The organism is Oceanobacter mangrovi, assembly GCF_019740315.1.
GTDB classification, from domain to species: Bacteria; Pseudomonadota; Gammaproteobacteria; order Pseudomonadales; family Oceanobacteraceae; genus Oceanobacter; species Oceanobacter mangrovi.
Genome location: NZ_JAHXZR010000006.1, coordinates 207,064 through 229,338 on the forward strand (window position 1 = coordinate 207,064; position 22,275 = coordinate 229,338).

21 protein-coding genes are annotated in these 22,275 nt (G+C 54.5%); 13 read left to right on the forward strand and 8 right to left on the reverse strand.

Annotated features, from left to right (window positions below; translation table 11 throughout):
• Positions 1-162: 162 nt before the first annotated feature.
• The 5 genes from K6123_RS14265 to K6123_RS14285 all read left to right on the forward strand — a co-directional run bounded on the left by K6123_RS14265 (position 163) and on the right by K6123_RS14285 (position 6,518).
• Positions 163-576: a hypothetical protein gene (locus K6123_RS14265; protein ID WP_221798863.1), complete on the forward strand. Its 414-nt coding sequence runs from the start codon at positions 163-165 to the stop codon at positions 574-576.
• A gap of 247 nt (positions 577-823) precedes the next feature.
• Entirely contained in the window at positions 824-3,778 is a 2,955-nt protein-coding gene (locus tag K6123_RS14270; protein ID WP_221798866.1) for a valine--tRNA ligase, read from the forward strand.
• 293 nt (positions 3,779-4,071) lie between these two features.
• Complete coding sequence (mntA, locus tag K6123_RS14275) at positions 4,072-4,494, forward strand: type VII toxin-antitoxin system MntA family adenylyltransferase antitoxin (protein WP_246624820.1); 423 nt, start codon at positions 4,072-4,074, stop codon at positions 4,492-4,494.
• 30 nt (positions 4,495-4,524) lie between these two features.
• Positions 4,525-4,935: a type VII toxin-antitoxin system HepT family RNase toxin gene (gene hepT / locus K6123_RS14280; RefSeq protein ID WP_221798868.1), complete on the forward strand. Its 411-nt coding sequence runs from the start codon at positions 4,525-4,527 to the stop codon at positions 4,933-4,935.
• Between the two features lie 420 nt (positions 4,936-5,355).
• Positions 5,356-6,518, forward strand: a protein-coding gene (locus K6123_RS14285) for an IS3 family transposase (RefSeq protein WP_221798988.1) whose coding sequence is annotated in 2 segments (ribosomal slippage) — positions 5,356-5,611 and positions 5,611-6,518 — 1,164 coding nt in all. Because the reading frame shifts where the segments join, the coding sequence is not laid out codon by codon here.
• 530 nt (positions 6,519-7,048) lie between these two features.
• Here the strand turns inward: K6123_RS14285 and K6123_RS14290 are convergent.
• Positions 7,049-7,291 carry a DUF3297 family protein gene (locus tag K6123_RS14290; protein ID WP_221798870.1) on the reverse strand — a complete coding sequence of 81 codons (243 nt, stop codon included), beginning with the start codon at positions 7,289-7,291 and terminating at the stop codon, positions 7,049-7,051.
• A gap of 235 nt (positions 7,292-7,526) precedes the next feature.
• Positions 7,527-8,318: a M90 family metallopeptidase gene (locus K6123_RS14295; protein WP_221798871.1), complete on the reverse strand. Its 792-nt coding sequence runs from the start codon at positions 8,316-8,318 to the stop codon at positions 7,527-7,529.
• Positions 8,319-8,611: 293 nt separating this feature from the next.
• On the opposite strand from K6123_RS14295, the gene K6123_RS14300 reads away from it, so the two are divergent.
• Positions 8,612-9,112, forward strand: a complete 501-nt coding sequence (locus tag K6123_RS14300) for a DUF4124 domain-containing protein (protein ID WP_221798873.1) — start codon at positions 8,612-8,614, stop codon at positions 9,110-9,112.
• Between the two features lie 525 nt (positions 9,113-9,637).
• Here the strand turns inward: K6123_RS14300 and K6123_RS14305 are convergent.
• The 6 genes from K6123_RS14305 to K6123_RS14330 form a co-directional block, all read right to left on the reverse strand.
• Positions 9,638-10,207, reverse strand: a complete 570-nt coding sequence (locus K6123_RS14305) for a hypothetical protein (RefSeq protein WP_221798875.1) — start codon at positions 10,205-10,207, stop codon at positions 9,638-9,640.
• 128 nt (positions 10,208-10,335) lie between these two features.
• The gene (locus tag K6123_RS14310) at positions 10,336-10,791 is read right to left on the reverse strand and encodes a hypothetical protein (RefSeq protein WP_221798877.1); all 456 of its coding nucleotides are present in this window, start codon (positions 10,789-10,791) and stop codon (positions 10,336-10,338) included.
• Between the two features lie 553 nt (positions 10,792-11,344).
• Entirely contained in the window at positions 11,345-11,791 is a 447-nt protein-coding gene (locus K6123_RS14315) for a bacteriohemerythrin (RefSeq protein WP_221798879.1), read from the reverse strand.
• 451 nt (positions 11,792-12,242) lie between these two features.
• Positions 12,243-12,809 (reverse strand): elongation factor P, encoded by a 567-nt coding sequence (efp, locus tag K6123_RS14320; protein WP_221798881.1) that lies wholly within the window; start codon positions 12,807-12,809, stop codon positions 12,243-12,245.
• A gap of 7 nt (positions 12,810-12,816) precedes the next feature.
• Positions 12,817-14,097, reverse strand: a complete 1,281-nt coding sequence (earP, locus tag K6123_RS14325) for an elongation factor P maturation arginine rhamnosyltransferase EarP (protein WP_221798883.1) — start codon at positions 14,095-14,097, stop codon at positions 12,817-12,819.
• A 1-nt stretch (position 14,098) separates the two neighbouring features.
• Complete coding sequence (locus K6123_RS14330) at positions 14,099-14,680, reverse strand: HD domain-containing protein (RefSeq protein WP_221798885.1); 582 nt, start codon at positions 14,678-14,680, stop codon at positions 14,099-14,101.
• A 199-nt stretch (positions 14,681-14,879) separates the two neighbouring features.
• Here K6123_RS14330 and antA point away from each other — a divergent pair, with 199 nt between their 5' ends.
• The 7 genes from antA (at position 14,880) to K6123_RS14365 (ending at position 22,273) form a co-directional block, all read left to right on the forward strand.
• Positions 14,880-16,292, forward strand: a complete 1,413-nt coding sequence (gene antA / locus K6123_RS14335) for an anthranilate 1,2-dioxygenase large subunit (protein WP_221798887.1) — start codon at positions 14,880-14,882, stop codon at positions 16,290-16,292.
• Positions 16,292-16,780, forward strand: coding sequence for an anthranilate 1,2-dioxygenase small subunit (gene antB, locus K6123_RS14340; protein WP_221798889.1), 489 nt, complete (start codon positions 16,292-16,294; stop codon positions 16,778-16,780). The genes antA and antB overlap by 1 nt, the downstream gene beginning before the upstream one ends.
• A gap of 125 nt (positions 16,781-16,905) precedes the next feature.
• Complete coding sequence (antC, locus tag K6123_RS14345) at positions 16,906-17,931, forward strand: anthranilate 1,2-dioxygenase electron transfer component AntC (RefSeq protein ID WP_221798891.1); 1,026 nt, start codon at positions 16,906-16,908, stop codon at positions 17,929-17,931.
• Positions 17,932-18,388: 457 nt separating this feature from the next.
• A complete protein-coding gene (locus K6123_RS14350; RefSeq protein ID WP_221798893.1) occupies positions 18,389-19,624 on the forward strand; it encodes a dienelactone hydrolase family protein in 1,236 nt (411 codons plus the stop codon).
• Positions 19,625-19,659: 35 nt separating this feature from the next.
• Positions 19,660-20,436, forward strand: a complete 777-nt coding sequence (locus tag K6123_RS14355) for an SDR family oxidoreductase (protein WP_221798894.1) — start codon at positions 19,660-19,662, stop codon at positions 20,434-20,436.
• A gap of 64 nt (positions 20,437-20,500) precedes the next feature.
• On the forward strand, positions 20,501-21,739 hold the full coding sequence (locus tag K6123_RS14360) for a styrene monooxygenase/indole monooxygenase family protein (protein ID WP_221798896.1): 1,239 nt from the start codon (positions 20,501-20,503) through the stop codon (positions 21,737-21,739).
• A gap of 9 nt (positions 21,740-21,748) precedes the next feature.
• Positions 21,749-22,273: a flavin reductase family protein gene (locus K6123_RS14365; RefSeq protein ID WP_221798898.1), complete on the forward strand. Its 525-nt coding sequence runs from the start codon at positions 21,749-21,751 to the stop codon at positions 22,271-22,273.
• Positions 22,274-22,275 lie beyond the last annotated feature (2 nt).

The window sequence follows — 22,275 nt, forward strand, 5'->3', positions numbered from 1 at the left end:
TGAAAATCACCCCGCTGGCTGGATCCTTAGCCTGTGCGGTCCAAGCAGTCCGAACAGTTCAGGATGACGAGGCTTTAAACACCAGGCCGTGAACCAAACTACACCATCCGCCACATCCCTGCGGTAGTCTGTCTCTCCCAACAATAACGATCAGGGACATCCATGAACACCTATACACTCACCATCCACAACCACTCGAACGACGCCAAAACCGTCACCATTTTCCAGAAACCAGCGGAAGGCAGCGGCGACCTGCAGTCCCAAGCCTGGATGACCGTCTCCGCGCCCGCCAATACCAGCAGCAATTTCCAATGGAACAGCGACTACGACAGCCGTTGGCAACACCAGAGTCTTGCAAAGGGCGGCGACGACCAGCCCGTTCAAGCCCGAAAAATCGCCACCGGCAGTGAATCCGCCACACCATCCGCTTACCAACTGGTGATCGGCGATGCCACCGACGGAAAAACCCCAAACCCGGCACTCGCTGGCAAGTCCGGCTGTGAAATCTCATTCGGCCCCGACTGCACCAGTCAATCCGTTACCCTGCAACCCGACCACAGCCTTACCCCGGGCTAAAGCCAACCGCCAGAAACCCAGGCCGCCCACTGCATGCCATCCCGGGCGGCCTGAATTCAGTCCCACAAGCCCCCTTCGCCCCTGCCCAGCCCGCTACAAATCCGGTATACTCGTCGCCATTTTTCACAGCGTAAACAGTCGTTCGCCCGATCCATCGCGGCGGGGTTGTGGTCACCTTCGACCGAACTGCCGCCCCGATCAGGAAAACCGCCACGACTGGCCATTTATCCGAGTACAGACGAGCACCATGGACAAGACCTACAAGCCCGACGCCATTGAACAAAGCTGGTACAAAGAATGGGAAACCAAAGGCTATTTCAAACCGTATCAGGACGGTCTGGATGGCGAAGGCTATTCCATCATGATTCCACCGCCAAACGTCACCGGCTCGCTGCACATGGGTCACGCCTTCCAGCACACCCTGCAAGACGCGCTGATTCGTTACAACCGTATGCTGGGCAAGAAATCATTGTGGCAGGTTGGTACTGACCACGCCGGTATCGCCACCCAGATGGTGGTTGAGCGCAAACTGGCCGCTGAAGGTCAGCCAGACCGTCATGCGCTGGGCCGCGATAACTTCATCGAAAAAGTATGGGACTGGAAAGCCCAGTCCGGTGGCACCATCACCAGCCAGATGCGTCGCCTGGGCAACTCGGTTGACTGGGATACCGAACGCTTCACCATGGACGACGGCTTCTACGCCGCCGTGCAGGAAGTGTTTATCCGCCTGTATCAGGACGGCCTGATCTACCGTGGCAAACGTCTGGTTAACTGGGACCCGAAACTGCACACCGCCATTTCTGACCTGGAAGTGGAAAACAAGGAATCCAAGGGCCACATGTGGCACCTGCGTTACCCGCTGGCCGACGGTGAAACCTACACCGACGCCGAAGGCAACGTAAAAAACTACATCGTAGTTGCGACTACCCGTCCGGAAACCGTACTTGGTGACACTGGCGTAGCCGTTAACCCGGAAGATGAGCGCTACCAGCATCTGATTGGCAAGTTCATCGAGCTGCCACTGGTTGGCCGTCGCATTCCGATTGTTGGCGACGAACACGCCGACATGACCAAGGGCACCGGCTGCGTGAAAATCACCCCGGCCCACGATTTCAACGACTATGAAGTTGGCAAGCGCTGCAACCTGCCAATGGTCAACGTGCTGACCTTCAACGCCGACATTCGCGATCAGGCCCAGGTATTCAACACCGACGGTTCTGTGAACAACGAACTCGACCCGACCATCCCGGAAAAATACCGTGGCATGGAACGCTTCGCCGCGCGTAAAGCGATTGTGGCCGACTTCGACGCTGCTGGCCTGCTGGACGAAATCAAGGATCACGAGCTGACCGTACCATACGGCGACCGTGGCGGCGTGGTGATCGAGCCAATGCTGACCGACCAATGGTACGTCGACGCCAAAACTCTGGCCAAACCCGCCATCGAAGCCGTTGAAAACGGCGACATCCAGTTCGTACCGAAAAACTACGAAAACATGTACTTCAGCTGGATGCGCGACATTCAGGACTGGTGTATCTCCCGTCAGCTGTGGTGGGGTCACCGCATCCCGGCCTGGTATGACGAAGAAGGCAACGTTTTTGTTGGTCACGACGAAGCCGAAGTACGCGCCCAAAACCACCTTGCCGATGACGTTGAACTGACCCAGGACAACGACGTACTCGACACCTGGTTCTCCTCCGCGCTGTGGACTTTCGGCACACTGGGCTGGCCTAACATCGACGACGAAGAAGTGGCCCGTCGTCTGGCCGACTTCCACCCGACCGACGTGCTGGTAACCGGTTTCGACATCATCTTCTTCTGGGTGGCGCGCATGATCATGATGACCATGCACTTCATCAAGGACGAAGATGGCAAGCCACAGGTGCCATTCAAGACCGTCTACGTGACCGGCCTGATCCGCGACGAAGTGGGCCAGAAAATGTCCAAGTCCAAGGGCAACGTACTCGACCCACTGGACATGATCGACGGTATTTCACTGGATGCCCTGCTGGAAAAACGTACCGGCAACATGATGCAGCCACAACTGGCTGAAAAGATTGGCAAGCGTACCCAGAAAGAATTCCCGGAAGGCATCGCCCCACACGGCACCGACGCCCTGCGTTTCACCCTCGCCGCCATGGCCTCCACCGGCCGCGACATCAACTGGGACATGAAACGTCTGGAAGGTTACCGCAACTTCTGTAACAAGCTGTGGAACGCTTCCCGCTACGTGATGCTGTCTATCGCGGGTGAAGAAGCCGTTGAAAAAGCCGCCGCCGACAACTCACTGATCGCCATCACTGACGATATGAAAGCCGCCTGTGGCGCTGGCGGTGAAGCAGCCGCGCTGTCACTGGCCGACCGCTGGATCATCTCCCGCCTGCAGCGCGCCGAAGGCGAAGTGCGTCGTCACCTCGACCAGTACCGCTTCGACATGGCTGCCCAGGCGCTGTACGAATTCATCTGGAACGAATACTGCGACTGGTACCTGGAACTGTCCAAGCCGGTACTGTGGGACAAGAACGCCAGCGAAGAAGAAAAACGCGGCACCCGTGGCACTCTGGTCCGCGTACTGGAAGCCACCCTGCGTCTGGCCCACCCGATCATCCCGTTCATCACTGAATCCATCTGGCAGCAAGTGAAGGACCTGGCAGGCAAATCCGGCGACACCATTATGCTGGCGCGTTACCCGGAACCACAGGAAGCCCTGATCGACGCCGAAGCCGAAGCCGATGTTGAATGGCTGCAAGGCGTCATCACCGCCGTGCGTAACATCCGCGCCGAGAAAAACATCGGCCCAAGCAAGGAACTCGACGTCATCCTCAAGGATGGCAGCGACGACGACTTCCGCCGCGCCGATGAAAACCAGACCGTCCTGGCCAAGCTGGCCAAACTCGGCAAGATCACCTGGCACAACGACGGCGACGACGTCCCTATGTCCACCACTCAGCTGGTTGGCCAAATGGAAGTTCTGGTGCCAATGGCCGGTTTCATCGACAAAGACGCTGAAATCGCCCGCCTGACCAAAGAACTGGAAAAGCTCGCCAACGAAGTCAGCCGCATCAGCAACAAGCTCAACAACGAAGGCTTTGTTGCCAAGGCACCGGCTGCCGTGATCGAGAAAGAAAAGGAAAAACTGACTGGCTACGAACGTGACCAGGGCAAGATCAAGGAACAGATCGAAGCCATCAAGGCCCTGTAAACAGCAGCGCTGAAAAAACGGCGCTGTAAAAGTCGGGAGTCAGGCGTTTGGAGTCAGGCGCTCCCTGACCGCAAGACCCAAACAAAAAGGGCGTCTGTTTCAGACGCCCTTTTTGTTTTTCTGACTCCCGGCAAAACGCTAGTCGAAAAAGCCGAAGGCGCCTTCCGACAGCCCACAGGCCCGGGCCTGGCAAAGCCGTTGCCCAACAAACGCCACCCCAAACCACAACACTCTACACTCACGATATACCACCAAACCGCTCAAAATGCGTTAGGCTACAACCATTGAACGAGATGGAACCTACAGCAATGCTTGAGGCCACATTTGACCAGCTGCTCTCCCAAATAGTGGCAGCCGCAACAGCTGACCCACAGCTAGATGCCCTGTACTTGTACGGTTCCCATGCCAAAGGGTCTGCCAATGAACAAAGCGACATTGACTTGGCAGTGATTTTTGCGACAAAAGAATCCGATCCATTACAGCAGCGGCTACGTCCTGAGCTGCTGGCCATAGATTGGAACCAGAATCTGGGACTGCCAGAAAACACGATTTCGGTGCTGGATATGGAAATCGCCCCGGTACCGCTAGGCATGGCAGTATTGAAAACCGGTAAATTACTGGTAAACAAGAACCCAGGGCACGATTTCGAGGTTTCCGGCAAAATCATGTCCAAATGGGAAATCGATCACCTGTATCACTACCGGCATTTTGGCTAGGTTATTTTCTGTAAAAACGAGATCACATCCATGGACTCCACCTACCTGCTTTCAATGAAGTCCCATATCGCCGAGATTAATGCTGACCTCAGTGACCTGTCAGACATCCTGGAGGCTCGTTCGTTAAGCCGCATAGAATCCAAGGCCAGCGAACGCCTGGTGCAAACACTGGCGGAGGCCTGCATTGGCATTGCCAAACACCGCTGCAAGCAGCTGGGGTACCCGGCCCCTGAAAACGCCTATATGGCATTTGAACGACTGTCAGGCAAAGACCCCGAAGCTGTTGATTTGAACCAATGGAAACAGGTGATTGGTTTAAGGAATGCACTGGTACACGACTATCTGAACATAGTCCCCAGTGTGATTGAAAACCTGATCCGCCAGAAGGACTTCAAACTGCTGATCGACTTTGCCAACGACGGGCTGGGCAAGCTCGGCTGAGCCGCTCCATATCCGAATCACCATCTGACTACCAGCAAAACGCAGGTCGAAAAAGCCGCAGCCGTAATACATAAACCAGACTACAACAGCCCTTCATACCGCTTTAACGTCGCCGCAATTGCGTTTCTGACCTCACCGTCATAAACCAGCTCGCCACAATACATCACAACCAGAGGCCTGCTTGTCGGACTCTCATGAGGTAAGGTTTTACCGGAAAGCATGGGAACATCGCCAACACGAGAGCGAACAACCGCAGCCAGCTCAGCCAATACCTCAGGTGCTCCAGCGCGCGTGAGGTTAATAGCAAGAATACTCTCAGCCCACGACCAGCCTTGCTGCGACCATTCACCTTCCTGTGTAGTGGTTCAATAATCCCGGACACCCAGATAGGTGGTAACCTTGCCGCCAAAGAGGTGTTCCATAAAAAGACAACGTCGTTCCTTTACTCCTGAGTTCAAACTTGAAGCAGCCAGTCTGGTTCTCGATCAGGGTTATTCGATCCCGCAAGCCAGTAAATCATTGGATGTGGGTGAAACAGCCCTGCGGCGATGGGTTGATCAGCTTCGTGAAGAGCGTGGTGGTAAAACGCCAAGCTCCAAGGCCATGACTGAAGAGCAAAAGCGTATTCAGGAACTCGAAAAACGTGTCAGAGAGCTCGAAACCGAGAAGCGAATACTAAAAAAGGCTACGGCTCTCTTGATGTCAGACGAATTCAAAAATATGCGCTGATAGACCGTTTGGGAGAGCTGGAGCCAATCAAATGGGTCTGTCGGGCGTTTGGGATCAAGCGTTCAAGTTACTACGATTACTGTCGCAGTAAACGCCGTCTAAACCGTAAGCGACTGGAGCTCAAGGCCCATGTAAAACGGGCGTTCAACCTCAGTCGTCATGGTTTTGGTAGCCGGGGCATTCGCAACTTATTGAAGACCGAAGGCATTGACGTTGGACGTTATCTGGTGCGCAAGCTGATGAAAGAATCCGGGCTGATCAGCAAGCAGCCGGGTGCCCATAAATACAAGAAAACCGGGATGGAGCACGTTGAAATCAACAACCTCTTGAACCGTGGGTTCTCCGTTGAACAGCCCAATCAGGTTTGGTGTGGTGACATCACCTACATCTGGACGGGGGAACGCTGGTCATACCTTGCGGTGGTCATGGATTTGCACGCTCGCAAGGTGGTGGGCTGGGCCATGTCCGATAGCCCGGACAGCGAACTGACGGTAAAGGCATTGGAGGATGCCTGGCTGCGCCGGGGTAAACCGGAAGGCGTGATGTTCCACTCGGATCAAGGTTGCCAGTACACCAGTCTGAAGTTCCGCCAGCGGATCTGGCGTTATCGTATGGTTCAAAGTATGAGCCGACGCGGCAACTGCTGGGACAACGCCCCGATGGAGCGTCTGTTCCGCAGCTTGAAAAGCGAGTGGATCCCGGATACCTGGTATTGCTCACTGGTGGAAGCGAAAATGGATATTGGCCGTTATCTGATGGGGTTTTACAACCAGCAACGGCCACATACTGCAAATGATGGGATCAGTCCTCACGCAGCAGAAGAAAAACTTAAAACCGTGTCCGGAATCAGTTGACCACTACACTGTGAGATCAAACAAGTCGCGAACGCGTAATCCTTCAACGCCTCTTGAACCGAATCATCGGAACCGGACGCACTGAAACACACAACCAGCCCTGATAACGCAGCTATCGCAAAAGCTTTATGTTTCATAAGTCGCCCTCTTTGCTCTCCCAGCCCAACACAGATCAACACAGATCAACACAGATCAACACCGCAAACTCCCCGTCTCCCTGAACTTGCTTCAGGGTCCATGCTGCAACCGGCCTGCAAATCACAAACTCCCCGTCTCCCTGAACTTGCTTCAGGGTCCATGCTGCGACCAGCCTGCAAATCACAAACTCCCCGTCTCCCTGAACTTGCTTCAGGGTCCATACTGCGACCAGCCTGCAAATCACAAACTGCTGAAGATCGGCCATGCCCAACAAACATCAAAGCTTTGTAAAAAGCAGCTTACTAAAAACAAAAAACCGCCAAATCTGGCGGTTTTTTATTGCTCTTTGCAGCGCCTGCAAACACAAACGCAGCAGCCAGAAAGCTCATCGCTTACTTGTAGTAGGCTTCCACTTCGCCCTTCAGCTTCACCAGCATAGGACGACCGAAACGGTCCTTGGCCACTGGCGAGGAAACTTTTACCCAACCTTCGCTGATGTTGTACTCCTCAACATCATTACGTTCCTTACCCTTGAAACGGATGCCGATGTCATGCTGCAAGCATTCTTCAACATAGTGCGGGCTGCGCGGGTTAACGGACAGGTGATTTGGCAATTCTGGTTTGGAATCAGACATAATTTGGGGTGGCCTTGTAGTCAGTTTTAGCTGGCGAGAATTGTATATGGCCTCACTGCTCTTGCTCAACAAGCGCCGCGCGCGACCTTACCCGGGAGCCCGGCTGCCGCCGAATAAAACCAACCGCCACACCGTCATTCCGGACAAGCCTGCGAAGCGTTTTGGGCGAGATCCGGAATCCACCGCCGTGAAACAACCTCCTGGGAGCCCGGGCGGCTCGCCCGAATATATTGCGTTACAATAACCCCGCCGGATCTTGTCGGTAAAACAAGCTCAACTGCTGATACAAATCGGGTAACGCCCGTTGCAAGATCTGCGGGGCTTCAAAGAACGTCTCACTGCACACCGCAAAAAACTCCGCAGGATTGGTAAGCCCATAAGCATCAATCGGCACTCCGTAGTGATAAGAAGCATGCTGATGCTCGGCCAGCTGCTGCAACTGCTCCCAGGCTGCCTCAAACACATCATGCCACTGCTGACCGTTCATTCCTTTATGCAGCGGCGGCGCACCATTGGCCCCATCATTCAACATATCGAGCTTGTGCGCTAACTCATGAATCACCACGTTACCGGCCTTGCCCGAACGGGCGTGAGGGCCACAATGCTGAATCGCATCCCACGACAAAATCACCGGCCCACGCTGCCAGGCCTCACCACTCAAACCGGGCCCAACCTCGTGCACCACACCATCCGCACTGCGATAGGGCCGTTTGGGGCGAAAATCCCCTTCATACAAAATCAGGGTTTGCCACTCGTCATACCAGTTCAAACCCAGGTTCAAAATCGGCACACACGCCATCGTCGCGACTTTCAGACAGATCGGGCCCGTGAGTTCAAAATCCCGCCCGGACGCAAACACCTTGTGCACCAGAAACCGCAACGTCAGCTCAAACAGCTGCTGACGCTCGGCGTCGGAATAACGTTCTAACACCTGCCAGCCGGCGTTGGCAGCATCCCAATCCACGCGGGTGAAACCCAGCTGCTGGATATGGCGGTGCTCAAGCCAATGCTCAATTACTTCAAACAACTACTAACTCCAGCCAAAGACTACAAAATCGACAGACACTAATAACAGCACAGTTGATAGCTAACGCCAAACCTGGAACAGATTAGCTGTAATAACAACATTTGCAGGAGCGGTTTTATTCGCGAATACATTCGCCTCTACAAGGCCCCATCAGCAACGGAAGCTCAGGTCATCCGATCTCACAGGCTGAATTAACAACAGCGGACGTAGCTCACAGACCGTCGATCTGCTGCTTTCAAGCCTCGGGCTAGCTGACTAAATTATCCGCACAATAAACCCAGGAAGGGAAAAACATGATGAAACTACTGAGCACCATACTACTGCTAGCAGCTTGTCTGAATGTCCATGCAGGCATTTACAAATGGACAGACGAAAACGGCAATGTTCACTTCGGCGAACAACCCCCGGCAAATGTCGAAACCACTCAAATGACCATCAGTAACGGCCAAACCAGTGAGCCAATCACGGCACAACAACTACAAGGCAGCTGGACAGGCAAAGATGCCGATGGCGATAGCCACGAATGGATTTTCCATTCGGACGGAACGGCTTACATTACCTCCGAAAACAAACCCAAACACACCAGCTTCCGAATCGAAGGCCGCTATTCCATTCTGCTGGGGCGAATTGCTGTGGATGTGTCTATGATGCAAAAAACCGCAGGCATACCCGCCAACACCCAAACCAAACGTACCAGTCAACGCATCATGATTGCCGTTCTGAAACACTCAGCAGAACAGGTAACATTGAGTATGAACGGTCAAACCGTCACACTGAGCAAGGACGAAGCCTGACAGGCGGGCCTGGGCGGAGAGCGAAGGCATTCGCATCCCCGCTCCTCTCTTGAATACACTCGCAAGACTCAGCCTGGTAGCTGGAGCCAGGTTTGGCTAACACTTCAATAAATCAGCCAAGCAACGACACATTCACTAAACCGCATCGAGTCCACAGCCAGCGAACACCTGATACAAAAGCTGGCGGACGCCTGTATTAGTATTGCCTGGCAAGGTTGTAAACAACTCCGCTGAAAGTGCCTATATGACGCTTGAACGCCTGTCAGGCATAGATCTCGCGGCCCTCAATCAGGCACGTTGGCAGCAGTCGATTGATTTCAGGAGGGCTTTGGCGCACCGCCACTACTTCTCTGGCAAGTGGACTGCTGCATTGCCATATGGAGAACGGACCGAGTATTGAGCTTCAAAGCTCATAATCCGCCATAGTTGCTCGGATTACTCGCAAATATGCGGACGGGCCGTCCGCGCTCCCGGCGTGATAACGACTCGCGCGCCGTCTGATGGGTTATTAAATCTCTGTTGATGTTACTTGTCGGACTCCCGCTCCACTTCCGTCGCAGGCATAAACTGCTGCATATCTTTCAGCGGTAGCAAGTATTGAATCTGCGGCCAGATCAGCTGAATAGCGGCAGCCAATGCAATCACCAGCAAAGCTGGCCAGCCTATTGAGAATCCGCCGCCTAGGTCACTGCTATCAAACAGTACAGTGCCAAACATTATGGCGATTACGCCCGCAATCGCCATAAAGGCAACAAGGCCCTGGCGACTGCTGATGTCTTCAAGGCTGCGGGCTTTGGCCGGGCTGATGTTGGCAACGCGGATGGCGACTGGTTTCCCGATCACTACGGTGTATTCCTCTTGCAGGCCGGAAGTGCCTTCCAGCTCCCAGAGGCGTCCATCGGCTTCATATTGGTAGATTTTGAACCAGCAGATATTGATTTGTCCGTCCCGGCTTCGAAATGTGCGTTTGACCAGCCGCACACAGGTTCCGGTAATCTGGTGCGACTGACGCATAAAGTTCTTGTCGCTTTTTAGCAGCCACCAGCCGCCCGCACACAGCAAGGCACCAATAGAAAGAAGGAATATAGAGATCATACAAGTCCTTTTGTTTTCGGGTGGTGTATTACGCCTGCGGCTAATACACCCTACGAATTGAAGCGGGTTTCACAGCAGCTGCCGTTCCGTTACCACGTGGATCGTGGAATAAAGTCTCTCGATGTTGACTAGTTGCTCTGCGCACAGGCTTGGGGGCCCGCTGTCCAGGCTGGCACCTGAGTGATGCCCCAGACTCCAGTCAGCAACAGCACGACGATTGCCGCGAGTACGATAGTTGGCCGAATTCTGGTTTGCCAGCCGTAGCGGTATAGGGTCTTCCGAAACACTTTTTCGCCGGGTAACGGGTCTTGCCCCAGCTGCAGTACTTTGATTGAGCGGCGGCCTTCAAAAACGGCGAGCAAGAAGGCTGCGAACAGCGGAAAGCCGCCAAACAGCCCGTACATCACCAGCTGTGCTCTGGAAATATCGCCGCTTACAAGGCAACCACTGTGTTTTAAATAGTCCGTCAGCCAGTCGCCCAACCAAAGGTCAGACGCCAGGTAGAGAGGAATAAACCAGGCCAGGTTGAGCAGTACAATCCTTAGCCGTTCCTGTTTGCTGTATTGGGGGGCGTAGGCGCTCATGATTTGAATAGTCCTTTATTCACTTGAAGTCTGCTATTCCGCTACGTTACCACGCGGAGCACGGTCTGTTCGATCATGCCGTTGATTGCTCAGGCTGGTGTATTACGCCTTCGGCTAATGCACCCTACAGGGTTGGCGGGAGACTCGCAGAACCTGGCCATCCGTTGGAGGAAGATCTACTGATTAACGCCTGCTGGAAATTTTGCCCTGTTGTGGAGCACTTGGTGGCCATTCTTTATTGTGCAAAAAATCAGCAGTGATTTTTTAATAAATATGGAATAACCTCAGGAAAATCACCAATTCAATCGGAGTATTTCAGGGATTATATCGCTTGCCTGATAGGCTAATACATCCAGGTCTTGCTGATATTTATATTCACCAAATTAGGGCGTCAGGTTTTTATTGGTGCACAGATTAAATCTATGACTTTGAGAGTGGAAATTCATCTTCCAAAAATAAGACGGTGTGAAAACTTTTTATAGGATTTATGCGACCCGGATTTCTTATCGTTGAAGATGAAATCCGGGCCGTTATTCACGCATTATTGTTATTATCAGGCGAAGAAACGGCCCAGCATACGGCTGACAAAGCCTTTTTCGAGCGATTTTTTCACGTATGGAACATAGTGCTTGTCGTCGCGCTGGATGTGATTGGTAAGCCACAAACCGATGTCGGAACGAACTTCCTTGGCAACCTTGACGCAGTCTTCACCTTTCTCCAGGCGCGTGTCGTAAGACAGTGCCCTGGCCTTGAAAGCCTCATGAACCTTGGCGTGAGCATCAAGCACCGGGTAGTTGGCGTTCTCCATCAAGGTCTCTTCAAAGGCGTTGTGTGAGATCGAATAATCGATCAGGGCTTTGACCACTCCTTTGATCATGTCTTCGTTGGTTGTTTTGATCGCTTCATCAATTTCAATCAGATAATCAAAGATCCGTTTGTGTTGGGTGTCGATGATATCAATGCCGGTTTCAAACTCCCGGCTCCATTCGTACCGTTGCATGTATTCCCCCCTGAAATAAGCTGTATGTCAGTACCGGCCAGATATTAGCCAAAGGATTAATTGATGGAATAAAAATTACATATAAGAATACGAAAACACTGCTCAACATTGACCAGAATCAACAGTCAGGCAAATGCGCTATTTGTTTATGGCCACCAGATCATAGATATTTTTTATTTCACACAAGAAGAATTGATCAAGTCAGGCCAAATGGGACATTTTTGACAATATAGAAAATGGTTTTACCAATTAGCAATCTGACAGTTATCCAAATTGATTAATAGTCCATTAAAGAGCCTTTACTTATAAAATTATCGATAGCATTGCCCGGGCTGATTGTTTTCCACTCAAATTTATTAAAATAAGATCCAAACCCGTTAGCGCAACGCCCCCAATCCTCAGGCACAAAAAAACCCGGCAAGCCGGGTTTTTTCTACCGCTGGGTATCGAATCAAGCCTTGGCGCGGCCCTTGAACTCGCCAGTGCGAGTATCAATTTCAATGGCGTCGCCAATTTCGATAAAGGCGGAAACGGAAATTTCAGTGCCGTTTTCCAGGGTAGCCAGTTTCATTACCTTGCCTGAGGTGTCGCCGCGAACAGCTGGCTCAGTGTAGGAAACGGTACGGACGATGGTGGTTGGCAGTTCGATGCTGATCGGACGACCATCGTAGAACACCGCTTCACATACGTCAGTCATGCCATCAACGATGAACTTCAGGGTGTCACCCAGGTTTTCAGCGTCGATTTCAACCTGATTGTAGTCAGGGTCCATGAATACGTAGGTTGGCTCACTGTAGTAGGAATAGGTTACTTCAGAGCGTTCCAGAGTTACGGGCTCCAGCTTGTCGTCTGCCTTGTAAACCGGCTCCTGAGAGGCGCCAGTCAGCAGGTTCTTCAGCTTGAACTTCATAACTGCGGAGTTACGACCGGATTTGTTGAATTCAGCCTTGAGTACAACCCATGGCTGGCCGTTGAGGTTCATTACCTGACCGGAGCGGAATTCTTGAGCGTTTTTCATGATTAATTTACCAGGCACAGGGCCAATCGTTACGGTGCGAAAAAGCGGCGCAACTATACTCATTTGGCCGGAATTTGACGAGATTTGTTGCTAAATCTCCGTGTGCCAAACAGTGTTTTTTCCAGTCTTCGGCGTGTTTTTGCCATTCAGGCAGCCAAAACAGCAGCTGATCCCAGCATTTTGATGTGGTTGTTGGCTGTTCCGGGTCGCCATTCCAGCGTAACGATGCCGTCTTGAGCGCCCGCGCCAGCTCGGCTGGCATGCCCTGTTGATAGAGATTCAGAAAGGCTTCCAGCTTGTCGAGGTGGGCCAGTTGCTGTTGCGGATAGATATGCCACAGGGTTGGTTTACCAAGAATCTGCGAACGTACGAACGACTCTTCACCGCGCACCAGGTTGATACTGCTGGCTGCCAACAAGCGGTCATAATCCAGCTGGCTCATAAACGGCAACGCCAGCAAGGTCAGTGCACCTCGCTGCTGTGATTCACCAACCGGCAGCGCCTGCCCCAGCCACTGCTCAACGCCACTGCTGATTTTGCTTTGTGGCACCAGTAACAGCACTGGCAGGGTTGTCGCCTGCCAGCTATCCAGCAGTTCGGGCAAGGCCGGATTTTCATAACCAAAGAGGCTGACCCGACAGTCGATTTGCGCCAGTTGCCGAGCGGTTTGCGGCGGCAGTTGCAGGCTTTCCAACCAGTCAGCAAAGGCCAGTGGCGAAGCCATTTGCGCCGGTAAAGCGGCCAGTTGAGGTTCGTACAGCAAACCACCTGTGCCAGCGGCAAAGCCCGGCATAAAGAAATAGCGTGTCAGCCCCTGCAAGGGTGATGGCGCCGCGTGAAAATCGACAACCCAGGGTTCAGCACTGAGGTATTCCAGGTTCAGCCACAGCAGCTCTGAGCCAGCCTGTTGCATCTGACTGATGACCTCGGCAGGCAGCTGGCAGCCAAAGGCTTCGATCACCACCGAGGCTTGCGGCTCAGCGTCGAGCCAGCGGAACGGTTGTTGCCATTGCAGCACCTGCACTGCCGGGCAATGGGCTGGTTGGTCACTCGCTTGACCGCCAGTTCTTGTTGGCGTCAGCCATTGGCTGGCCAATTGCGGATTCAGCTGTGGTTGCAGGGCGACGAAGCTGTGCAGGTCATCAACCCACAGTTGCACCTGCTGGCCGTGCTCGCGGGCCAGCTGCTGTGCCAGCCGCCAGCAAACACCAATATCACCAAAGTTATCGACCACCCGACAGAAAATCTGCCAACGCCGTACGGGCTGTTGTTGTTGTTGCTGTGTCATATCAAACCGCCAGCCAGCCTTTGCTGACCGCCAGTTCGATCTGCTGCTGAATCCACTCATGCACCGGCGGAAACTCTGCGGCGATAAAGGCGTGGGCTTTTTCAACCTGATGGCGCTTCACCCCCAGTTCCTGCCAGGTACGACCTGCGCTTTCAATATTGAGAATAAAGGGCAACAACCGGTCGACCACCTTGAGCAATCGGGTTTCCGGGCTGCTGCCGGTCTCCTGCTCTTCCCAGATATCCGGCAGATCGTCAATACCATTGCCGTCGTGCTGGCTCAGCCGCTGAATGCATTCACGTTCTGCCTTGTGGGCATCGGGCCGATGGCTGGAATAGAGGAAGGTGTCACCGGCGTCGATTTCACCCAGGTCATGTACCAGCGCCAGTTTCAGCAGCTTTTCTTCGTTCACGTCGAGCCTGAAGTTGCGGGCAATCGACCAGCAGGCCATCGCCAGATGCCAGGAGTGTTCTGCTGAATTCTCCAGCCGCGAGCCGCCCTCGATGTAGCTGCGCCGGTTTACCTTTTTCAGCGCATCCAGCTCGAGTAAATGGCGGGTAATCAGATGAAGATCGGTAGTCATGCTCAGAAACATCTCCGGCGTTAGTTGCAAGAAGTGATGGACAAAGCGCCCGCTGACAAAGCCGACGAATGTGGTTTATGCGGCCATCCGCTGCGTTGGCAAACTTTGCGGATAGAGTTGCCTTACCCGGCGGATAGTCGGCCAACGCCGCCCACCGTGTAATGACATGGCACTTGCTCAGCCAACGAGAGAGAAAGCCATGACCATACAACGTACCCTGCCAGAATGGCGCGATTATATCGCCGGTTGTCTGGATTTTCGTCCAGATGAAGGTGAATACCGTGTTGCCCGTGACATGTTCACTGAACCTGAACTGTTTGACCTCGAGATGGAACACATCTTCGAAAAGGTCTGGATCTACGCCTGTCACGAAAGCGAAATCGCCAACACCAACGACTACATCACCCTGCGTGCCGGTCGCCAGCCGATCATTGTCACCCGCGACACCAAGGGTGAACTGCATGCCATGGTTAACGCCTGCCAACATCGCGGTGCGACCCTGACCCGTTTGCAGAAAGGCAACCAGTCGACCTTCACCTGCCCGTTCCACGCCTGGACCTACAAGAACGATGGTCGCCTGATGAAGGTGAAAGCGCCGGGTGAATACGCTGAAGATTTCGACAAGGCCTGTCGTGGCCTGAAAAAAGCCCGCGTTGAATCCTACAAGGGTTTTGTGTTCGTCAGCCTGGATACCAGCGCTACCGATACGCTGCCGGAATTCCTCGGCGACGCCCGTATCTTCTTCGACATGATGGTGGCCCAGTCACCGGATGGTCAGCTGGAAGTACTGCCAGGCAAGTCGACCTACACCTTCGACGGTAACTGGAAACTGCAGAACGAAAACGGCCTCGACGGTTACCACGTCAGCACCGTGCACTACAACTATGTCGCGACGGTACAGCATCGTCGCCAGGTGGATTCTGCCAACGGTGGCGCCTCCGACACCCTCGACTACAGCAAGCTGGGTGCTGGCGATGCCGACACCGATGACGGCTGGTTCGGTTTCAAGAACGGCCACACCCTGCTGTTCAGTGATATGCCCAACCCCGCGGTACGCCCTGGCTACGCCACCGTGATGCCACGTCTGGTGGAAGAGCACGGCCAACAGCGTGCCGAGTGGATGATGCACCGTCTGCGTAACCTCAACATCTACCCTAGCCTGTTCTTTATGGACCAGATCAGCTCGCAGCTGCGCATCGTCCGCCCAGTAGCCTGGAACAAGACAGAAATCATCAGCCAGTGTCTCGGGGTCAAGGGAGAGTCTGCCAAGGACCGCGAAAACCGCATCCGTCAGTTCGAAGATTTCTTCAACGTTTCCGGCATGGGTACACCAGACGACCTGGTTGAGTTCCGCGAAGCCCAACGTGGTTTCCAGGCACGCCTGGAACGCTGGAACGACATCAGCCGTGGCTGCCATCAATGGCAGTACGGCCCAACCCTGAACACCGAAACATTGGGCATTCAGCCCGCCATTACCGGCACTGAATTCACCCATGAAGGTTTGTACGTTAACCAGCACAGCAACTGGCAAGCCCTGATGCTGAAAGGCATTGACGCCAGCCTGCTGAAACTGAACGCCACTCTCAATACCAGCACAGAGGAGGATCTGTGATGAGCGCACTACAACATCGGGTTGAACAGTTCCTGTATCACAACGCCGAACTCTGTGACCGTCGCGAGTGGGATGACTACATCGCCACTTTCACAGAAGACAGCGAATTACACGTGCCCCAATGGGACTCGGAATACGAAGTCACCAGCGATCCCAAAACCGGCTTGTCGCTGATGTACTACCCAAACCGTTCGGGTCTGGAAGACCGCGTTTTCCGAATCCGTACCGGTAAATCTGCAGCTTCCGTACCGTTGCCGCGAACCCAGCACCAGGTTCACAACGTGCGTATCAAAGAGCAGGAGAATGGCGATCTGGCAGTCACCGCCAACTGGCAAACCGTGTACACCCGCATGGGCATGACCGAGCAGTTTTACGGTGAAGTGAACTACCGCCTGGTGAGCGCCGGTGACAGCTTCAAAATCGCCCGCAAACACGTGGTGGTTTACAACGACACCATCAATTCGGTGCTCGATTTCTACCACCTGTAAGACCGATCAGACCCGTAAGACCGTCTCCCGCCAGCCAATGTTCAGCACCGGCTGACGGGGGACACCGAATCATCAAAACCGCCGCTGGTTGCCCAACCGCCAGTTAACGGACCGAGGAATGTTTTATGACCCATACAGTCGCGCTCAGCTTTGCCGACGGCAACACCCTCTTCTTCAAGGCCGGACACAACGACCTGTTGATGGATGCCGCGCTGCGTAATGGTATTACCCTGCCGATCGATTGCCGTGAAGGGGTTTGTGGTACCTGCAAGGGGCTGTGTGAATCCGGCCAGTACGAAATGGAATACGCCGACGAAGAAGCTTTGACTGAAGCCGAAACCGCTGACCGTTATGTGCTGTCCTGCCAGACCCGCATCCAGTCGGATGCCACCTTTTATTACGACTTTGCTTCCAGCCTCTGCAGCCACCAGCCTGCCAGCCTGCAAACGGCGGTCATTACCGAGTTAAAAGACGTCTCCGCCGATACCACCTTGCTGCAACTGGCCTTGCCGGAGCGAAACAGCACTCTGGAGTTTTTGCCGGGCCAATACGCCAACCTGCATATTCCTGGCAGCGAGCTGACTCGCGCCTACTCTTTTGCCAACGCGCCAACGCCGGACAATCAGCTGCAGTTCCTGATCCGCAAGCTGCCGAATGGTCAGATGGGCCAATACCTGCAACAGGCCAGAGTCGGTGATCAGCTCCAGATTGAAGCGCCTTTCGGAGCCTTCTACCTGCGTGAAGTGACCCGGCCGGTATATTTCCTGGCTGGCGGCACCGGCTTGTCCGCCTTCCTGGCCATGCTCGACGTGCTGGTGCAACAGGCAGCACCGGTTCAACAACCGATTCGTCTGTATTACGGCGTTAATCAGGTTGCGGACCTGTGCCAGCAGGAACGCCTGAATCACTACCGCACCCTGCTGCCCGACTTCGACTGGCAGCCGGTAGTCTCGCAGCCAGATGACAGCTGGAACGGCCTGAGTGGTTATATCCAGCAGCACCTGCCGTTGTCGGCGCTGCGTGATGAAGCCTTCGATATGTACCTGTGCGGCCCACCGCCGATGATCGACGCCGTCAACCAGTGGTGTGACGAACATCAGTTGCAGCACGGCAAGCTGTATTCCGAGAAATTTACCGCGCCGGTGAAATAACAGCGTTTGAATTGCCATCGCTGCATCGCGGATAAATCCGCTCCTACATCAAAATAGCTGTAGGAGGGAATTTATTCCCGAAGCCCCGTATTTTGATTCGTTCTCCGTAACAGCAGCTGCTGTTACGTCCTTCGTTTGACGGAGCCACCCCGTTGCGGGTTCCTCCCTTTTCGGCTCCGTCTTTTTTAACAACGCAACGCTCAATCCACCGCCCCCACCCCGCAGGGCCGCTCCCAACATTCCCCCGGTTTGGCGATGGGCATAGCCCATCCTACATGTCTGCAAAACAGCGGCAGGAGGGAATTTATTCCCGTCCCTGAAATGACAAAGCCAACACTCTGCACGTTGTTGATTCATCTGCGTTTTCCGGATGCCGGTGGATTTTTCCGGATAGTGAACAAGTGCTCATCTTTACAAAATCATTGCAATCCCAATGACACAACCGAGGAGTGTTGCAATGACATCCAAGACGATTCAGATCTCCAGCCCGGATGGCCAATTCAGCGGCTACCTGGCAATTTCCATTGATGGCAAGGGCCCGGGTCTGGTGCTGTGCCAGGAAATTTTTGGCGTTAACGCCGATATGAAAGCCGCTGCCGATCACCTGGCAGAAGAAGGTTACACCGTACTGGTGCCGGATCTGTTCTGGCGTCAGGAAGCCGGTCTGGAACTGACCGAATCCGATTTTGAAAAAGCCCTTTCTCTCTATCAGGCGTTTGATGAAAACAAGGGCGTTGAAGACATCCAGGCAGCCCTGACCGCACTGGCAGCACAGCCAGAATGTGACGGTGATCTGGGCGTATTGGGTTATTGCCTGGGCGGCAAGTTGGCTTACCTGGCCGGTTGTCGTTTGCCAGAAGTTGCCTGTGCGGTTGGCTATTACGGCGTTGGCATCGAACAGGCGTTAAACGAGCTGGAAGGCCTGCAAGGCAAACTGGTGCTGCACATGGCCGACAACGACCAGTTCTGCCCGGCTGAAGCCCGCGAGCAGATTCTGGCTGCAGTTTCTGGCAACAGCCAGGTCAGTGCCTTTGTGTACCCGGACACCGAACACGCTTTCGCCCGTGTTGGTTCCAGCCATTTCAACAAGGGTGCAGCACTGGTTGCCCACGAGCGTTCGATCAAATACCTGCGAGCCAAACTCGGGCCTGACTACGATCTGGAAGCATTGTGGGAAGAACACATTCGCCACGAGTTCGATACCCGTGACGTACCTGCCACCATGGCTACCATGGTTTCCCAGCCTTATGTAAACCACATTCCAACCATGACTGGCGGTGTCGGTTACAGCCAGCTGGCGCGTTTCTACCGTTACCACTTCGTCCACGGCAACCCGGCCGACATGGGGATGATTCCGATCTCCCGCACCGTTGGTGCTTCCCAGGTGGTCGACGAATTCATCATGACCTTCACCCACGACTCCGAAATTGACTGGCTGGTGCCAGGTATCAAGCCGACCGGTCGCAAGGTCGAGATCCCGATGCTGGGCGTGGTCAAGTTCCGCGGTCCCAAGCTGTACCACGAGCACATCTACTGGGATCAGGCCAGCGTGCTGGTTCAGCTGGGTCTGATGGACCCTCAGGGTTTGCCGGTTGCCGGTGCCGAGACTGCGCACAAGTTGCTGGATGAGTCCCTGCCTTCCAACACCCTGATGCCATCCTGGTCCAGCAGCGAAAACAAGCCAATCGATTAAGGCTCCTTTTACGAACATCGACTGAGGAACATCGCATGATCAACCTGAGTAATAAAACTGCCGTTATCTGTGGCGGCGCCACGCTGATCGGCATGGCCGTTACCAAAGTGCTGTTGAGCCAGGGGGCCCGAGTGGTGGTACTGGATATCGACAGCAAGGCGGCCGCCGAAGTGGAAGCTGCTGGTGCGCAATTTATGACGCTGGATGTGACCGACGATGCTGCCATCAGCGCTGTCGCCAGCCAGATCGCCGAACACAGCGGCAACATCGACCTGCTGATCAACATGGCTTGCAGCTACGACGACGACGGTTTTGCGTCCAGCCGCCAACAGTGGCTGCGTGCCCTCGATATCAACCTGGTCAGCATGGCGATGGTAACCAAAGCCTTCCATGAGCAGTTGAAAGCCAGCAAGGGTGCCGTGGTGAACTTCACCTCGATTTCCGCCGAATGCGCCCAAACCGGCCGTTGGTTGTACCCGGTTTCGAAGGCGGCAATCAAACATCTGACCAAGGAAATGGCAATGGATCTGGCGCCGGATGGCATTCGGGTTAACTCGGTATCCCCAGGCTGGACCTGGTCACGGGTGATCAGCGAAGTCAGTGGCGGCAACCGAGCCAAAGCCGATGCCGTTGCCGCTGACTACCACCTGCTGGGCCGCCTGGGCGACCCGCAAGAAGTGGCCAACGTCGTCGCTTTCCTGTGTTCCGACGCCGCCAGCTTTGTCACTGGCGCCGACTATGCCGCAGACGGTGGTTACGCCGTGATGGGGCCAGAACAGAACAAGCCAGCAATTCCCCGCCTGGCGGAATAAGCCAACCAACGAACCACCAATCAACACCAGAACAATTACAGATTACGAGACAGAGGTACTTTTTATGCGCCGTATAGCAATCGTCGGAGCCGGCCAGTCTGGCCTGCAACTGGGTATTGGCCTGCTGGATCAGGGTTACCAGGTCACCATAGTGACGAACCGCACTGCTGATGAAATCCGCAATGGTCGGGTGATGTCGAGCCAATGCATGTTCGAAACCGCGCTGCAAACCGAGCGCGACCTGGGTATAGATTTCTGGAAAGAAAGCTGCCCACCAGTCGAAGGCATCAGCGTCAATGTGATGAACCCGGAACGTCCAGGCAGCAGCCTGTTCAGCTGGGCAGCCCGCCTAGATGGCAACGGCCAATCTGTTGACCAGCGCGTCAAGATGCCACTCTGGATCGAAACCTTTGTTGCCAAGGGCGGCAAGCTGATCATTGAAGATGTCGGCATCGAAGAGCTGGAACGTCTGGCCAGCGAATACGAACTGGTACTGCTGGCGGCCGGTAAGGGCGATATCGTGCGCTGCTTCGAGCGTGATGCTGAAAAGTCTGCTTTCGACAAGCCACAACGGGCACTGGCACTGACCTATGTGCAAGGTATGGAGCCAAGCGAAGACTTCTCGCGGGTGGCTTTCAACCTGATTCCGGGTGTTGGTGAATATTTTGCCTTCCCGGCCCTGACCACCTCTGGCCCATGTCACATCATGGTATTCGAAGGGATTCCAGGTGGCCCAATGGACTGCTGGCAAGACGCCAAAACCCCGGCCGAACACCTGCAGATGAGCCTCGACATCATCAACAAATATGCGCCGTCCGAAGCCAAACGCTGCGCCAATGTAACGCTGACCGATGACGGCGGTTACCTGGCTGGCCGTTTCGCACCGACCATTCGCCACCCGGTCATGACGCTGCCTTCCGGCAAGGAAATCTTTGGTATGGCCGATGCTCTGGTGGTCAGCGACCCGATTACCGGACAGGGTTCCAACAACGCTGCCAAGTGCACTGCCCTATACATGAAAGCCATTCTGGGCCGCGGCGAGCAGCCATTTGACCGCGCCTGGATGCAGCAGACTTTCGATGCCTACTGGGATTACGCCAAACACGTGGTGGCCTGGACCAACACCATGCTGACACCGCCACCAGCACACATCCTGCAGCTACTGGCGACTGCCAGCAAACGCCCGGACATCGCCAGCCGCATCGTGAACGGTTTCGATGATCCACGCACCTTCGCCCCCTGGTGGTTCGATGCCGATGCCTGCGCCGAGCTGATGAATTCTGACACTGCCGAAGTTTGCTGAGGACGTATCATGGAAACCCCTATCGCAACCGACCTGCTCAGTGCAGCAGACGCCGACAGCCGAAGCTTACGAAACCTGCTGGGTCAGTTCGCTACCGGCGTCACCATCATTACCACGCTGGCAGCCGACGGTACTCCCATTGGCCTTACCGCCAACTCGTTTTCGTCGGTGTCGCTGGAACCGGCACTGGTGTTGTGGAGCCTCGACAAGCGTTCTCCCAACCTGGAGCTGTTTCGCCACATAAAACACTTTGCCATCAACATTCTGGCTGCAGACCAGCAGCAACTGTCGAACCGTTTCGCACGACCAGCTGATGACAAGTTCGAAGGCGTGGACTTTCGCGTCTGTAGTAACGGCACAGTATTGATTGATGGCGCCCTGGCAACGCTGGTGTGTCGTAACGAGCGCCAGATTGATGCTGGCGACCACCTGATTTTTATCGGCGAAATCTGCCAGTACAGCAACGCTGGTGGTGAACCGCTGTTGTTCCATGCCGGCCAGTATCAGTCACTCTCACAGGCTGAATGCGCCTGAAC

What these genes read in the sequence shown, in the direction of transcription:
- K6123_RS14310 (WP_221798877.1), bottom strand. Translation starts at nt 10,791, where the DNA reads ATGAGCGCCTACGCCCCCCAATACAGCAAACAGGAACGGCTAAGGATT.
- mntA (WP_246624820.1), top strand. Translation starts at nt 4,072, where the DNA reads ATGGAACCTACAGCAATGCTTGAGGCCACATTTGACCAGCTGCTCTCC.
- K6123_RS14270 (WP_221798866.1), top strand. Translation starts at nt 824, where the DNA reads ATGGACAAGACCTACAAGCCCGACGCCATTGAACAAAGCTGGTACAAA.
- K6123_RS14360 (WP_221798896.1), top strand. Translation starts at nt 20,501, where the DNA reads ATGCGCCGTATAGCAATCGTCGGAGCCGGCCAGTCTGGCCTGCAACTG.
- K6123_RS14330 (WP_221798885.1), bottom strand. Translation starts at nt 14,680, where the DNA reads ATGACTACCGATCTTCATCTGATTACCCGCCATTTACTCGAGCTGGAT.
- hepT (WP_221798868.1), top strand. Translation starts at nt 4,525, where the DNA reads ATGGACTCCACCTACCTGCTTTCAATGAAGTCCCATATCGCCGAGATT.
- K6123_RS14305 (WP_221798875.1), bottom strand. Translation starts at nt 10,207, where the DNA reads ATGATCTCTATATTCCTTCTTTCTATTGGTGCCTTGCTGTGTGCGGGC.
- antC (WP_221798891.1), top strand. Translation starts at nt 16,906, where the DNA reads ATGACCCATACAGTCGCGCTCAGCTTTGCCGACGGCAACACCCTCTTC.
- K6123_RS14265 (WP_221798863.1), top strand. Translation starts at nt 163, where the DNA reads ATGAACACCTATACACTCACCATCCACAACCACTCGAACGACGCCAAA.
- K6123_RS14365 (WP_221798898.1), top strand. Translation starts at nt 21,749, where the DNA reads ATGGAAACCCCTATCGCAACCGACCTGCTCAGTGCAGCAGACGCCGAC.
- antB (WP_221798889.1), top strand. Translation starts at nt 16,292, where the DNA reads ATGAGCGCACTACAACATCGGGTTGAACAGTTCCTGTATCACAACGCC.
- K6123_RS14355 (WP_221798894.1), top strand. Translation starts at nt 19,660, where the DNA reads ATGATCAACCTGAGTAATAAAACTGCCGTTATCTGTGGCGGCGCCACG.
- K6123_RS14350 (WP_221798893.1), top strand. Translation starts at nt 18,389, where the DNA reads ATGACATCCAAGACGATTCAGATCTCCAGCCCGGATGGCCAATTCAGC.
- antA (WP_221798887.1), top strand. Translation starts at nt 14,880, where the DNA reads ATGACCATACAACGTACCCTGCCAGAATGGCGCGATTATATCGCCGGT.
- K6123_RS14300 (WP_221798873.1), top strand. Translation starts at nt 8,612, where the DNA reads ATGATGAAACTACTGAGCACCATACTACTGCTAGCAGCTTGTCTGAAT.
- earP (WP_221798883.1), bottom strand. Translation starts at nt 14,097, where the DNA reads ATGACACAGCAACAACAACAACAGCCCGTACGGCGTTGGCAGATTTTC.
- K6123_RS14290 (WP_221798870.1), bottom strand. Translation starts at nt 7,291, where the DNA reads ATGTCTGATTCCAAACCAGAATTGCCAAATCACCTGTCCGTTAACCCG.
- efp (WP_221798881.1), bottom strand. Translation starts at nt 12,809, where the DNA reads ATGAAAAACGCTCAAGAATTCCGCTCCGGTCAGGTAATGAACCTCAAC.
- K6123_RS14315 (WP_221798879.1), bottom strand. Translation starts at nt 11,791, where the DNA reads ATGCAACGGTACGAATGGAGCCGGGAGTTTGAAACCGGCATTGATATC.